This is a genomic window from Paenibacillus sp. FSL M7-0656, from assembly GCF_038003225.1.
In the GTDB taxonomy this organism is placed as follows: Bacteria; Bacillota; Bacilli; order Paenibacillales; family Paenibacillaceae; genus Paenibacillus; species Paenibacillus amylolyticus.
In genome coordinates this window covers 6761510-6777322 of sequence record NZ_JBBOOT010000001.1, presented here as the reverse complement: position 1 = coordinate 6777322, position 15813 = coordinate 6761510, and the positions used below count along the sequence as shown (strand labels likewise).

Here is a 15813-nt window from a genome sequence, read left to right as displayed (position 1 = left end):
CTACTTGTCAAGTTATCTCGTCCTATTCATTCTTTCCTGAAGTACGGAGTTCATAACAGTATATGCTTGTTCTCTTCCCTTAAGATGCGATTTATATCAACAAAAAAAGGGGCCCGAATTACATCGGGCCACCTTGTGTCATTTTTATGACAGAATTTGAATCAATTTCATAACTCAATTCTTATTTCACTTGTGCGCCATTAGGCATGTTGTCCGGTACTGTTGCAAGTGTAAGCTGGTCGCCATGCGATGCTGCAAGGATCATACCCTGGGACAGTTCACCACGAAGTTTAACCGGTTTGAGGTTGGTCACACAGATGACTTTGCGTCCAACCATCTCTTCTGGCGAATAGAACTTCGCAATTCCAGATACGACCTGGCGCTGCTCATAACCGAGATCGAGCTGCAATTTCAGCAACTTATCCGCTTTTTTGACCGGTTCGCAGGCAATGACTTGCGCGACACGCAGTTCAACTTTGGCAAAATCGTCAATACCGATCTCTTCCGTACCTTCAGGTGCGGTTACCGGTTCAACAGGTGCTGAAGCTCCAGCATCTGCTTGACTTGTTTCAGGCTGTGCTGCTTTTTGGCCACCAGTCATTGCTTCGGAAATATAAGCAATTTCCTGTTCGGAATCCAAACGCGGGAAGATTGGATCACCTTTTTGCAATGCGTTTCCAGCTGGAACCAGACCCCATTGCTTGGCTGTATCCCAAGCCGTAAGTTCACCTTCCTGAATGCCGAGCTGTGCCCAGATTTTATGAGGAGCACGTGTCAGGAACGGTTGCAACAGAATCGAAGCAATTCGCAAGCTTTCGATCAGGTGAGCCATAACGGATGCCAATTCATCGCGTTTTGCTTCATCACGAGCCAGCGCCCATGGCTGCGTCTCATCAATATATTTGTTGGTGCGGCTGACAAACTGGCTGATCGCTGTCAGTGCTACGGAAAACTGCAGGTTTTCCATCGCCTTTTCCACTTTTTCCACCGTAGCATGGCCTGCTTCTTCCAGCGAAGCATCAAATTCCGTTACATTCGAAGCAAACGCCGGGGCTTTGCCTTCAAAATATTTGTCTACCATGGCAACGGTACGGTTCAACAGGTTACCCAGATCGTTTGCGAGGTCGGAGTTGACACGCTCTACGAAGCTTTCCGGTGTAAACGTACCATCGGAACCAAACGGTACTTCACGCAGCAGGTAATAACGCAGTGCATCGAGACCATAACGGTCAATCAGGGTAACCGGATCAACGACATTGCCTTTTGATTTGGACATCTTGCCATCCTTCATCAACAACCAGCCATGTGCAAACACTTTCTTCGGCAAAGGCAAGTCCAGCGCCATCAACATAATTGGCCAGTAGATCGTATGGAAACGAACAATTTCTTTACCTACCAGATGTACATCCGCAGGCCAGAACTTGTTATACAGGGATGCATCGGATGAACCGTAGCCCAGTGCTGTAATATAGTTGGACAACGCATCAATCCACACGTAAACCACGTGTTTTGGATCGCCTTTAACTTTGACGCCCCATTCAAATGTAGTCCGCGATACGGCCAAATCTTCAAGACCTGGCTTGATGAAATTGTTGATCATCTCGTTCTTACGGGATTCCGGCTGAATAAAGCCCGGGTTCTCTTCATAATATTTCAACAAACGATCTGCATATTTGCTCATACGGAAGAAGTAAGATTCTTCTTTGACCAATTCAACTGGGTGTCCGCTATCCGGGCTCTTGGCCGAGATAATCTCACCATTCTCATTCTTCTCTACATCCACCAGTTGAGTCTCTGTGTAATACGTCTCATCCGGAATGCTGTACCAGCCTTCGTACTCCCCTTTGTAGATATCTCCCTGTTTCAGCAAACGGTCAAAGATATCCTGAACAATGGTTTTGTGACGCTCTTCGGTTGTACGGATAAAGTCGTCATTGGAAATGTCCAACTTGTTCCACAGTTCCTTGATCCCCACAACGATATCGTCGATAAAAGCTTGCGGTGTCTGTCCTTTCTCTTGTGCCTTGCGCTCAATCTTCTGGCCATGTTCATCGGTTCCTGTCAGATAATGAGCATCGTAACCGCGTAGACGCTTGTAACGAACCATCGCATCTCCCGCCACAGTTGTATACGCATGCCCAATATGCAATTTGTCACTCGGATAATAAATCGGGGTTGTCAGATAAAATGTTTTTTGGTCAGCCATGAATGACTTCTCCTCCTTCAAATGTTTCTGCTTCATGTGATCCCTTCGTCCAAAACAACTTAAAAAAGAACACAAAAAACTCCCGCCCCTATGGGACGAGAGTTGCTCTCACGTGTTACCACCCAAATTCCCCATGTTTTTCGCAAAACACAGGCTCTGTCGGTCCTTCGACCGCCCATTAACGCTGGATCACGCCTCAGCCTTACGACAGCAGCTATGAAATCACTGTCTGCACGCTCGAAAGAGGTTCCTCCGGGACCATATTCCATCCTCCTCCCAGACCGGTTCTCAGCTCATCCGGCTCTCTGCACTGGGGGTGTGTCTGTACTTATCCCTTCACTGGAAAATCATATAGGAAAAATATACTGAAATGCGGACCCCTTTGTCAAGTGGACAGCATCCTCAAGTTCAATCCCGGCCTGCCTCCAGGCCAACCGAATGCTTCAGGCTACATCGTTACTCTGATACCATCATGGATTTCTCCGCCTTTGGTGGCACCAGATCTACACCGCCTGGATGAAACGGGTGGCATTTGGCAATACGTTTCGCTGTTAACAACGAACCTTTGAGCGCACCGTGCACTTCAATCGCCTCCATGGCGTAAGCCGAACAGCTCGGATAGAACCGACATGTTGGCGGTGTTAATGGAGAGATATAGTTGCGGTACACCCGAATGGGTGCCTGAGCAATTCTGCGCGATAACTTCATGGTCAGTGCTTCCCATGAGCGTGTGTATGTCCCGATGCCGCTTTGGCCGGAGCATGCTCTGCACAGTCCTTACAATATCCAAATACCTCGAACTTGTGGTCTACAACCTGAAATTGCTCAGGCGCATCTGCAAGCTGCATCGGGCAAAAAATAATAGGATATGTCTTCTGACACTTCAGACAGATCATATGATGGTGATGATGATCTTCACTACAGTGCGCTTTGAATTTAACGCCATCTTCGAAGATGACCTGTTCCAGTACACCCAGTTCCTGCATCACCCGCAAATTCCGATATACTGTGTCAAAACTCAGTCCGCTGTATGTCTTACCCATATATTCATAGACGTCCTTGGGTGTAAGATACCCCGGAGACTCGGCAAATAACCGGGCCAGTGTTTTCCGCTGATCGGTAATGCGAAGCCCCTGTGAGGACATGGTTGAAATAATCTGTTCTGTCGACAGCATGATCTAAAGCACCTCCTGTCATACGAGCATTTTGCATCATTCATAGAGCGACAGTTTATTCGGCAAAAGCAAAAACTTTTGCTTTCTTGTATACCTCTAATAATGCATCAAATTACGATTAGAGTCAACGAAGACACCGGGTTAGGTCATTCCAACATCACATAAAAAGGACTCCATGCACATGCATTGCCATTAGTCTAGCTTGAGCTAATGACATTACATTTTGATGGAGTCCCTTCCTGACGGTTCAGATGATCAATCGTTCGGGCGACTTTTGGGGTGAACGGGTATATATGATATAAGCTTTCACTCCAAACCGTCCGTGCATGTTCATGGTATTACTTTTCAGCCGGAAGCGGCGTGAACAGCAGGTTAACAGGCAAGTTACTTCCTGGTGCCGCCGAGAAGAGAATAGTTACACTCTCGCCGTACGAACCTGTGCGATACATAACACTTTGCTCATTAGGTGCAGTTACAGATTTACCTGTGGAAATCTGAACGACCTGTCCATTCACGAGTGCCACACCTGAATATCTGCCTCCACGAGGGTTGAATGAAATCAACGTGCGCGGAGCAACATTATTCAATGTAATTTTGTACAATACACCGAAGTTACCCGCGTTGGACGCTTCAGTGAAAGCCATAGGGTCCGTTCCTACAAGGTTTGGATCACTTGCATTGTCTCCAAGTGGAAGACGTGCAGGTTTCGACCCTACTTCTTGATCATACGTAATGATCCGTGTTGCATTTGGATAGGTACCACGGTTGTGAACTCCATCACGATCCAGAACCGGCAGGCTCGATAACACTTCCATCGGGTCCTTGTTTTCTTCGATCATGATAATGTTGTAATCCAGTTCATAGTCACTGAATACATCCGAATACAAGGAAATGACTTGTCCCTGTTTCATCGGAAGAACGCTCAGATCATTAAGAATCAGCTTGCTTTCTCCTGGCTGGATGTACACTTTCTTTTGTCCGGTACCATTCTGCATCGACTGGAACCAACGGTCAATCGACAGCTTTCCAGCTACCGTTGCAAAAGGAGACGGTCCTGCAAAACCCATGTTTTGCTGGTCAATGGATGCCGTGTATGCATTGTTGTTTGTCGCTACAACATACATTTTTACGCTTTTGCCCGTGTTGTTCACATGGTGAATCATGAAGCGTGTCTGTCCAAAGGAAGATTCCTTGTACACAATGCCTTCCGTATTCACGGTTTCCGGGCTGTTACTGCGGATCAGCAGACTTGGTTCATCATAATAAGTGAAAGGTACTTTCTCCAATGCCGGTACTCCACCACCGTCAAAAGTGAACTTCTCACCGACTGGTGTGAACAATTGATTAAAGTCAGTCACACTATAAAGTGTTTCTCCCGTAATATTGATCATCTTGGTATAGCTATTGCTAGCACCATGTTTATCGGTAACTGTAATCGTTACGGTCTTCGGTCCTGGAACAAAGAATGCAAGTGCATTGTTATCCCATTCGGTTTTTACAATTGCATTCTCATCATCTGTGCTTTGATCAATATAAGTGATTTTCTCACCCATTTTGTATTCTTCTTTATCTGTCGTAAACATTGCCACAGGTGGCAAATTCGGTCTTTCAACCTTAATAGTAACCGAATACGGATCGCTCCATTGACCACTTGAATCCTGGACCGCATAGGTTACTGTGTATACACCTGGTTGGTCGAATGAATCCTGACGGCCTGTCCAACGCTCATCTACAATGCTGAGTCCCTTGGGAGAGCTGGATCTGGTTGTGTAGGTTACCTGGTCTCCGGCAAAGACCTCTTTTTGTACCGTGAAGCTTGCCACCGGTTTGGTACTCAGATTCAATACAACCGTTTTGGCAGATTGATTTACTTTATACGTAATGTCCAGAGCCTGTGTAATTGAAGTCAACGGCACCATGAACGTATTTTTTTGTTGATAAGCCGCGCCCTTCATCGTTCTGGACACACCATTAACGGTATAGATCTTGCTGTTTGTTTTGAAACGCAGCTCATCTTCACCACTAATAATGATCGTTTCTTTAGTTGTGTTATCATATTTGACATCATAGCCAACCCGATCAACGAGCGCACGGATCGCTACATAGGATACACCATTTTTTACAGCCATCGGCTGTCCAGCAAGATATGTTTTGCCATCTTGCATCATTTTATTACTGTTCATATAAAGAGTGAGGTCTCCACCCCGGCCTCCAGCAACAGATGAACCGCCTGTAGATGGTTGCTCCACTTCTACTGGTGCAGGTGCTGGTGTTTCCTCAGCTGTACCTTCTTCGTCCATAGGTTCAATTACCGGCTCAACAGGAGTCGCGTCTGTTCCTGTAGGAACATCTGTCTCAGGAGGGTTCACTTCTTCAGTTGTTTCATTATTTGATGTTGGAGTGTTTGTTCCGGATTTCACTTCGGATTCCGCGATGGTCTGTTCTTTCTTCACAACCTCCACGGATTTAACTTTGGCTGTATTCACTGATGTAGTATCGCTCTGATCTGCTGATTGTGCATTGGCAGGAATCACTGCAAACGCCTGAAACACAGCAAAAGCGGTAAGTATGGACAATTTCTTCTTCAAATTCATTCTTTGTCTTTGGCTCCTTCTGCTCCCATTTTATAAATATCCCCCTCAAAAAGTCATATTATTAGACGCTTGGAACCGGGAAAAGTTGCTAAAAAGTTAAGAGGAGAATTGTAAACTTTTAATAGAAGGAAAATACTATGAAAATAGTTATCTATCAATTATCTTTTTGGCATTCATATCCCAAAATTAACCAATAGAAAATTCCAACAAAAAAATCTCTCCAGGAGATGGTTAATTAGCACCATATCGCAGAGAGATGTAAGGATTAAATAGGTCTAGCGCAAACGGACAGGTAGACTTCCTGTTGGCTGCAGTCCACCTGTTAACACATGGGACAGTACCCGAACAACTGCAGGTGTATTCTCATATGTACATACATAACTACCCGGCCTCGAGATCTCCAGCAGATCATATGGATTGCGTAGAGCAATTACAATCAGCGAATGATTTTCACTAAGCTTTTCAACCAAAAACTGTTGCCCTTTCGGAAGATGACCTGCCGATGTGTACGTACATACGATAACTTGTTCACTATCCGACACATCAGCCAATATCCGATCTGTTTCATCATAAGTGGGCTGCGTTGTAATTTTGTGCTCACGAACTCTGCCTCGCAGCTGCGATAACGCCATACCCAACGATTCTGTATGGGACCATGGTTCATCCACCTCTGTCCGTTGCACAACCTCAGGCCAGATGACATATACGCCCTTCTCTGGGTCCAACGGCAACAGCCCATCATTATGAACGATGGTAATACTGCTTGAAGCAATCTTGAACAACGTCAATTCGTTGGGCTCAGTGGGTTTAGTGCAATCAACAGGTTCAACATCGGTTGCTTCGACCGTTTCACTCGCTTTCGGCGAAACCAGATGATCATTCTGCTGGCCACAGCGCTTTTTTTTCCATGTCATAATGCGTTCAACCGCCTGATGAATAACCTCTTCCGAGATCCGGCCCGTTTGAACTGCTTCCACAATGGCTTCCAGCGTAGCAACCTGATCTTGCAAGGTATGACTCACCAGAATCAGATCTGCTCCTGCTTCCACAGCACGAACGGCAGCTTCAGCTACCCCATATGGCTTGGATATCGCATGCATTTCAAGACAGTCTGTAATAATAATGCCTTCAAAACCCATTTCCTCACGTAGCAGACCCGTTAACACCTTATGTGACAACGTTGCCGGAATGGGCTCGGGCTCAATCGAAGGGAACATCACATGAGCTGTCATAATAGCATCAACTCCGGCCTCAATCGCCTTGCGGAACGGCAACAACTCCATCTGTTCCAGCCTGTTTCGATCATGAGGTACCGTAACCATACCAAGATGAGAATCTACGGCGGTATCTCCGTGTCCCGGAAAATGTTTGGCAGTAGCAGCTATGCCCTGTGATTGATATCCGGTGATGGCTGCTACGCCATGAGCGGCCACACTTTCAGCATGTTCACCATACGAACGCACACCGATAACCGGGTTAAGCGGGTTGTTATTCACGTCGACCACTGGTGCAAGGTTCATATCAATACCGATGTTTTTTAACTCACGACCCAGAATTTGAGCACACTCCAGAGTATATTCCGCATTGCCTGTCGCACCAAGCGCCATATTACCCGGCACTTGGGTCATTCCCTCTTGGTCAATCCGTGCAACCATGCCACCTTCCTGGTCCACCGAAATCATGAGTGGTAGAGCCCCTGCTTCAGCAGCCATCTCTTGCAGTTCGGCGGATAGCCGTGTCAATTGATCTACACTTTCGACATTACGCCGGAAATAAATGACACCCCCGACGTGATAGTCACGGATTAAACGAGTAATCTGTTCATCTGCGTGCTGACTGTGAAATCCACACATCAACAATTGTCCTACCTTTTGCTCCAATGTCAGATCATTCAAGGGTTTCATTTGACCTCTCCTCCCGTTTCCCTTGCTACTACAAACCCAATTGTTTACTCTGCCTGTACTCTGAGGGTTTCATGTGAAAGTGTTTATGAAACACCTTGGAGAAGTAACGGCGCTCCTTGAACCCTGTTGCTTCCCCAATCGCTGTAATGCTCCATTCGGTTGTACTCAACAATAAAGCGGCACTTTCCATCCGTTTCTGCGTCATATATTCCACAAAAGTAACACCCATTTGGGTTTTAAATAGCTGGCAAAAGTATCCCGGGCTGATTCCAAGCCAATCTGAGACTTCATCTATTCCCAAGTCCTGTTGCAGCCGTGCGTCCATATACTCACATGCAGAGAGGATCAGTTCCGATACAGAAGGACGTGGTTGCGTTTGTTTGCCCTGACAGGCATGGGCAACAACCTCTGCAAGTTCAAGAAGTTCCCTCATGGATACGGCCCCTTGCAGTGCATTCCAATAATTCACTTCGTGTTCTTCAGCGAGGACCTGTACTTCACGCAATTCCCGAAGCATGTGTACAAGCATAAACCGAAAATTGGTTTCATCTATCTTGCTGAAGGATTGTCCTGAATTCCCTATTTGCTGTTTAAGCCGATCCAATACATCACGTAACCCCTGCTTGTTCCCTTGACGAATCCACCGAGTAACCAACTCCAGATCTTCTCTTGTAATCCATGAGTTAGCCCCTTTGGAGGCCGTATGATCATACGATAAGGTGGTTTCGGGACAACCTGCCTTCAGCACCTTGTCTTCACTCTCCGAATGGGACATCAGTATTTTTTGACAATGCCGGTATCGCTCCAGAATTTGACTTTCCAGGTTCACGGGCACAGCATCCTGAACAATCCTAACCTTCACATTTGAATCCAGAGACAATATCACATTTAATTCGAGACACAGTTGATGGGCCAGTTCCTCTGAGCGACGTTTCCACTCACCTGATGCCTCCAGCAGGATGCACCACTCCCCTTTGCGGGTCGAAAGAATCTGACAGTCCTCCGTAATTCGATCTGCCACTTCCCTAAGTCTGGAACTTATGGTCTCATGCCATCGTTGATGATGAAGCTCGGACCAGCCGATAGAATGGCGAAAATAACCGACCGCATCCACCAGCAGCAACGTATACGGTGTAGCAGTTGTTATGAATTCAGGAACAGAGGCAGGATAGACAACCTTCAATGGTGCTTCTCCTCGTAACAGGTCAATCAACTGTTTGTGTCTGATCCAGCTTTCCATCTCTTGGCTGCGATAACGTTGCGATTCGTTTTCCAGACGTCTCTTCTGGATCTGTCCGGCAAGTTCACGCAGTTTATGTTCCAGATTCAAATAATCAATTGGCTTACATATGTATTCATGTACATTATATTGGATAGCAGTTCGAGCATATTCAAACTGCTGATACCCGGTCAGCAAAATAATCTCACACGTTTCACCCTGCTCTCGCAGCAAACGAATAAGTTCCAATCCATCCATAGACGGCATTCGAATATCACACAAGAGAATGTCCGGATGACTTTCTGTTACTTTCCCCAGCGCTTCTACACCACTTCTCGCTGTACCTGTGATTTCAATCCCCATCTCTTCCCAGGGTAAAATGTAGTTCAGATTCTCCAGAATCGGCAGCTCATCGTCGACCAGCATTGCAGTCAGATTCATCCGGCTTCCTCCTGCTCATATAATGGAATGATGCATCGAATAACTGTGCCATACCCCGGTGCTGAACATATAAATATGCCATACCCGGCCCCGTATTGAATACGAATTCGATCTGCCACACTTCGTAATCCCAATCCCCTGCGTTCCGTTATGGACGATAATGATTCCGCCCCTTCCGCGAGCATATCTTCCGGTGGATCTTCTGCCATATACTCAAATCGTGCGAGCATTTCCTGGGGAATACCGATCCCATTATCCTCAACACATAACACCAGATGACCCCGTTCTGCATATGCGCTTATCCGCAGTACACCTGGATAGGTGATCCCCTCAAACCCATGTTGAATGCTATTTTCCACCAGAGGCTGAAGGGTAAGCTTAAGCAGAATTGAGCTGTATAGATGGGGTGGAATGTCAATCTCATAGGTGAACAAATCACTGAACCTGTACTGTTGAATCTCCAGATAACTCTGCAAATGTCTTATTTCCTCACCCAGCGGAATCTCCTCCTGATCCTGAATGCTGATACGAAGCATATTGCCAAGTCTGGTCACCATCTCGCTTACTTTGCGGCCCTCCCCTCGCAGCGCTAACCCATTAATGGATTCCAATGTGTTAAACAGAAAATGAGGTTTGATCTGGGCCTGTAGTACACGCAGTTCCGCTTGGGCCTTCTGCTCTTGCTCTGCCCGAACGCGACGGAATAATCCCCCGATCCGATCCAATAGTTCATTGAACCCTTGCGCAAGCAGCTGCATTTCATCGAATCCTTTTCCTTCCACCCTCGCATTAAAATCACCATCATCCACACGACGCATAAACCTTACAAGTACAGCAATGTTACCCGTAATGCGATTCATGAAAAAAAGATTAAAGATCATCGCTGCGAGCAGGCATGACAGAATAATGATGACAGACCAACCGGCAAAGGCATTGGTTTCCGCAGATAAGGCTTCCCATGAAGTCACACTGACGAGGCTCCAGTTATAGTTCTTCAGATGATATTGCGAAATGATGCTCTCTTTGCCGTCAAAGACCGTTCTGACACTGCTAAAACCGGGACCGTAACGGCTGGATTCAGCACCAAGGTTTTGCATGTTCTCACCGTTATATATACCTGCAGGATCATAGACGATCAGTCCTTCTTCATTAATTAATAGGAACGACGTATCCTGTGCTGAATCGCTGATCTGCAGGTGACGGAAGATCCGGTCGATCTCTCCTTTTTTGATCTGAACAACAAGCACGCCGATATTTTGAAAATAACTGAGTTCTTTGACCAGTCTGATCTGGGTGAAGACAGGTTCTACCCCGGTTAATTCGGGATATTCTAGAGGTGCGAGCCATTTAGGCACACCATTAAGTTGCTGAATTTCGTTGAATAAGGGATGCACTTTGAATTGCTGAAAAGGAAGGGCTTGAAAGTTCTCTTTGGTGAAAATGGAGACAATCTGGTTGTTCTCGGAAGAACGCAAATCATATAAAAAGGCATAACTGATGAATGGATAGTTATATAGAAGGGAACGGAAATTGCGCTGGCTGGCATTCAGGGATAACTGATTACCGGTTCCCAGATCCTGCTTGGTCGGATCTTTGGCGTTCAATGCCATTTGAAAAACCGAGGTCGCTATCCCGTTGTCGGTCACATTGTTAATCTGCTGAAATACATTCTCGATATTGTAGCTGATGGCCTGAAGCGCATATTCGGCCTGTTGATTGTATTTTTTCTCAATCGTATGTGATGTGACCAGAAACATGCCAATGCCCAGTGCACACATCGGTACAATAATCAGCAGCAGAAATGCCAAGGCCAGCTTCATTCGCAAGTTCATATCCCGTTCTCCCTATTAACTGGTTCATGGTATTAACCTTTGACACCACCTGCAGTTACTCCTTCTATAATTTTCTCCTGGAGTATAGCGTAGATCACAAGTACAGGTACAACGCTGTATACAATACCTGCCGACATCTGAGCATAGTTCATCTGATATTGATCCCGAAACTGGACCATGCCCACTGGCAGCGTACGCAATTTATCGGTGGATAAAAAATAGTTGGCGAGTAAAAATTCGTTCCAGTTGCCGAGGAAATTAACGATAAAAACGGTAACAATAGCCGGAACGGTAAGAGGTATCACTATTTTAGCAAAGATACCCGGGGCCCTCAAGCCGTCCATGACCGCCGCTTCCTCAATTTCTCCAGGCAGAGAACGCATAAAAGCCGCCAGGATAATAATTGTAAACGGGATCGCATTGGCCACATAGGGCACGATCAGTGCCAGATGCGTATCCAATATGCCCATTTTGCGAACAAGCAGATAAATCGGCAACATAAGTGCATTGTTGGGAATAAGCATACCCGCCAGAATTAAACTGTACAGAAACAGACTCCATCTCCGGTGTCTCATCCGGGTTACCGCAAAAGCAAACATGGCCCCAAGCACAATCGTACACGCCGACGATAAAACCGAAATGTACAGGCTGTTCCAGAAATACGTGCCAATCTTGGCATTCACCCAAGCCTCCACGTAATTGTTAAACTCCCATGTTGTAGGCAAACCGAATGGATTCAGGGCGATTTCATTGTTATCCTGCTTGAAGGAAGAGAAAATTACAAATAAAAAGGGAAACAAAATCGCGATTAAATACAACATTAACAACACATGAGGTATACTGCTTCTTATGCTTTTTGCCATCAATATTCCACCTTCTCGCCCCGCCTCGCCACCAGCAGTTGATACACCACAGTGAGCACAAGCGTCAGAGCAAAGATCAGCACTGCAATGGTATTGCCATAACCATATTTGAAGTTGGTAATTGCATATTTGATCATGTATGTGGCCAGAACCTCGGTGGACCCAGCGGGCCCACCTTTGGTCATGACAATCACGATGTCTGCTGCTTTCATGGCACCTGCAATGGACAACATGATCACTACTGAAATGATCGGCCGGATCAACGGCAAAGTAATTCGCATTGCACGTTGTACCGCCGTTGCCCCATCAATTGCAGCCGCTTCATCCAGATCACGGGGAATCGCCAGTATGGCCGCCAGCACCATGACAATGTAAAATCCCGTCCACTGCCAGGCATTGGTCACCAAAATGGACAACATGGCAAATCGGTTATCCGATAACCAGTAGATTGGATCGATTCCCAGCACATGAAGCATTTTGTTTAATAGCCCGATATTCGGTTCATAGATGAATCCCCATAAAATACCGATAACAGCTGTCGACATGATGGATGGTAAAAAAACAGCGGTTTTATACAGACCTTTCAGCCTTTTCACATTGGCAATCAGAAGCGAAAACAGGACGATCAGGGGTACCTGAATCAGTACCGAAAATCCGATGAAAAAGCCGTTATTCCTTGTGGAAATCCAAAACCGTTCATCGGTCAGTGCCTTCACATAATTGGATAAACCCACAAAACGTGGCTCAGCCGATACCCCATTCCAACTCGTCAGACTGTAATACAGGGAGCTACCAATAGGGTATAAGAAGAACATTACAAACAGAATTAGGGCTGGCATTACAAACAACGTATAGATTAACGGGCTGCGGAGTGAAGTATTCATGGTCAGCCTCCTTCAGTCACTTCAACGATCGCAGTTTCGACTTGAATTCGTTTATTCCACTGAGGCGTTTGCTTCCTCTTGCACCTTTTGCAGCTCTTCTGCCATTTTCTCTGGCGTCGTCTGCCCACCAATCAACTTCTGAATCTGCAGATTGCTGATCTCTGTCGTCACATCGGCCTGAACAAGTGCATCAAATGCCGGGAACGACGTCTTGGACGCATTAAGCACAGCCACAATTTCTTTCATCAGATCATCGGTAATGCTATCGGTCAGCACTTTCTCGTCCAGCTTCATGGCAGGCAACACACCGTCTTCCACAAGGCCGCGGATCTGCATATCTTCATTGTAGAAATTTTTGATAAAAGCTTTCACTGCGTCCAGCTTCTGCGGGTCATCCGCCACTGCTGCCGAGAATCCGTATCCATTGTTCACATCACGCATCAAAGACGTCTGATCACCTGCTCCGTTCTCTACCGGAGGCATATTGAAGAATCCAACCTTGCCAATGAGCGATTCACCGCTCTGACCTTCCTTAAATACAGATGATTTCCATGTTCCGTCATACATTAATACCACTTCTCCACTTGTAAATTGCGTGGTATATTCGGCATACTCAAAGCCCAGTTCACCTTTTTTGAAATAACCCTTATCCACCCATTCCTTATGTTTGGCAAAACCTTGCACAACACCCGGATCGGTCCACTTCGCTTCACCTGTTGCAAACTTTGCGGTAATCTCCGGCCCGGCATACCGGGACCACAGATGGTTGGTTAACATAAGCGGCACCCAGCCCGCCTTAGATGCGGAAGCAAGCGGAACTTTGCCATCAGCCTTGATCTCAGCCAGTATATTGTCCAGTTCAGCCATGGTAGTTGGGGCTTTCCATCCTTTTTGTTCGAAGTACTCTTTATTATAGAAAAAACCTTCGCCCGAACCGCCAATCGGCAGTCCATATACTTTGCCTTCATACGTAAACGGTTCAAGGGATGTAAACTGGTCCTGAATGCCCAGCTCTTGCAGGATTGGGGTCAGATCAAGCAGCATACCTTCCTTGGCATAAACTTTGGAATCCGGGCTACCGAACAGTTCAAATATATCCGGCGGGTTACCTGCCGCCATCTCTCCGCGAAGCTTTTCCTTACGATTCACATCGGATTCGACACCATCCAGCGTAAAGGTTAGATTAGGTATCTCACCTTCAACTTTGTCCACAACATCCTGCAGAATGGCCAGTCTTTTCTGTTTGTCGGCTCCCACCTGTGTGTGGCGGAGAAGCATTTCAACCGGTTCCTTACTTGTTTCCTCCACAGGTGTGTTGCCTGCGCCTTGCTGTGGCTCGTTACTTGAGCTAGAACATCCCGCCAAAGTCCATGAAGTGATAAGCAATAATGAAAGTAGTAATGTCATTCTTTTTTTCATCTGGTTGACCCTCCTCAAGATATTGAGCATTTGGCTTTACACTCTGATTATAAAAAGCCGGAGCTTACATCGTAAGGATGACAATTCATCAATGGAGGGATAAAATCCTTCACTGAACCCATAATCTTACATTTACAATGGATAACAGCAAAAAAACAGCCCCTGCGAAACATGTTCGCAAGGACTGCTTGGGTTGAAATATAAGTTGAACTTAAAAATAATTACACTTGCCACTCCGATGACAGAACAACCTTCCGATCGCTGTTATCCCCAGATTATTTTTAATTCAATTTTACAAAGGTGAAAATCTGGGGATAGCATATGCTTCCGATGTAGCTTTCTTGCAGAAAGCTTTTAGGCGAACGCTCCGCTTCTCCAGCTTATTTCTGTCCTCTTCGTTCTCGTGTAAAAAATTAGTCCAAATTATATAGATCCTGTATATAACTGTATTTACTTACCTGAACAAGCCACGCCAGCCGTTTCCTGGCGACCTTGTTCGATCAGGCGATACGCCCGCTCCACTTCTTCTTCACTTGGTGAAGGAACTCCATCCAGTGGATATACTTTGCCGAGCGCCTCCCATTTGTAGATCCCCATCTGATGGTATGGAAGAATTTCGAACTTCTCGACGCCATTTAATGTTCCAATAAACCGTCCGAGGTTAAGCAAATCCTCTTCCTCGTTATGAATGCCAGGAACATACACGTGGCGTATCCACATTTTCCGACCTTGCTCCGATAACCACTTGGCCGTTTTCAACGTTCTCTCGTTGGATTTGCCTGTCAACTTGATGTGTTTCTCATCATCAATATGCTTGAGGTCCAGCAGAACCAGGTCTGTGTGATCCAGGAGATCGTGAATCCGTTCCGGTTCGTTAAATCCGTTGCTGTCCAGTGTCGTATGCAATCCCCAGCGCCGCTTCACTTCCTTGAAGATTTCGGCTACAAAGTGAGCCTGTAACGTTGGTTCTCCACCAGATATCGTGAGCCCGCCTCCGGAGCTGCGGTAGTAAGACAGGTAAGGCTCAATTTCAGCCAGTACCTCCTCAAGCGTCATTTCTTTTCCGCCATCCAGCGCCCATGTATCAGGGTTGTGGCAATATTGACACTTGAGTAGACATCCTTGCATAAAAAGCACAAAGCGGATGCCTGGGCCGTCAACCGTCCCGAAAGTTTCGAGTGAATGAATATGTCCGTTAACCATGCTGCCTCTTCCTTTCTGTATCCGCATCCGCTGTGCGTTTAATATGATTTGGAATGCCTTGCTCTAGCGGTCT

Annotated in this window: 11 protein-coding genes; all 11 read right to left on the bottom strand. The window is 46.2% G+C overall.

The features are described 5' to 3' along the window. Window positions 1-181: 181 nt before the first annotated feature. Window positions 182-2206: a methionine--tRNA ligase gene (gene metG / locus MHI01_RS29615; RefSeq protein ID WP_445744916.1), complete on the bottom strand. Its 2025-nt coding sequence runs from the start codon at window positions 2204-2206 to the stop codon at window positions 182-184. A 456-nt stretch (window positions 2207-2662) separates the two neighbouring features. After that, a complete protein-coding gene (gene yidD, locus MHI01_RS29610; protein ID WP_017687565.1) occupies window positions 2663-2914 on the bottom strand; it encodes a membrane protein insertion efficiency factor YidD in 252 nt (83 codons plus the stop codon). A gap of 2 nt (window positions 2915-2916) precedes the next feature. Continuing rightward, complete coding sequence (locus MHI01_RS29605) at window positions 2917-3381, bottom strand: Fur family transcriptional regulator (RefSeq protein ID WP_017687564.1); 465 nt, start codon at window positions 3379-3381, stop codon at window positions 2917-2919. 338 nt (window positions 3382-3719) lie between these two features. After that, window positions 3720-5975 (bottom strand): stalk domain-containing protein, encoded by a 2256-nt coding sequence (locus MHI01_RS29600; RefSeq protein WP_036674972.1) that lies wholly within the window; start codon window positions 5973-5975, stop codon window positions 3720-3722. A gap of 275 nt (window positions 5976-6250) precedes the next feature. Next, complete coding sequence (gene nagZ, locus MHI01_RS29595; RefSeq protein WP_340984723.1) at window positions 6251-7879, bottom strand: beta-N-acetylhexosaminidase; 1629 nt, start codon at window positions 7877-7879, stop codon at window positions 6251-6253. Window positions 7880-7907: 28 nt separating this feature from the next. Continuing rightward, the gene (locus tag MHI01_RS29590) at window positions 7908-9539 is read right to left on the bottom strand and encodes a response regulator transcription factor (protein WP_340984722.1); all 1632 of its coding nucleotides are present in this window, start codon (window positions 9537-9539) and stop codon (window positions 7908-7910) included. Then, a complete protein-coding gene (locus tag MHI01_RS29585) occupies window positions 9536-11371 on the bottom strand; it encodes a cache domain-containing sensor histidine kinase (RefSeq protein ID WP_036674969.1) in 1836 nt (611 codons plus the stop codon). The genes MHI01_RS29590 and MHI01_RS29585 overlap by 4 nt, the downstream gene beginning before the upstream one ends. Window positions 11372-11403: 32 nt before the next feature. Then, window positions 11404-12234: a carbohydrate ABC transporter permease gene (locus MHI01_RS29580; protein WP_340984721.1), complete on the bottom strand. Its 831-nt coding sequence runs from the start codon at window positions 12232-12234 to the stop codon at window positions 11404-11406. After that, window positions 12234-13118 (bottom strand): carbohydrate ABC transporter permease, encoded by an 885-nt coding sequence (locus MHI01_RS29575; protein WP_282320858.1) that lies wholly within the window; start codon window positions 13116-13118, stop codon window positions 12234-12236. Before MHI01_RS29575 ends, MHI01_RS29580 begins: the two co-directional genes overlap by 1 nt. 51 nt (window positions 13119-13169) lie before the next feature. Continuing rightward, the gene (locus MHI01_RS29570) at window positions 13170-14537 is read right to left on the bottom strand and encodes an ABC transporter substrate-binding protein (protein WP_340984720.1); all 1368 of its coding nucleotides are present in this window, start codon (window positions 14535-14537) and stop codon (window positions 13170-13172) included. Window positions 14538-14987: 450 nt separating this feature from the next. Further along, entirely contained in the window at window positions 14988-15740 is a 753-nt protein-coding gene (gene pflA / locus MHI01_RS29565; protein ID WP_076215706.1) for a pyruvate formate-lyase-activating protein, read from the bottom strand. Window positions 15741-15813: the final 73 nt, after the last annotated feature.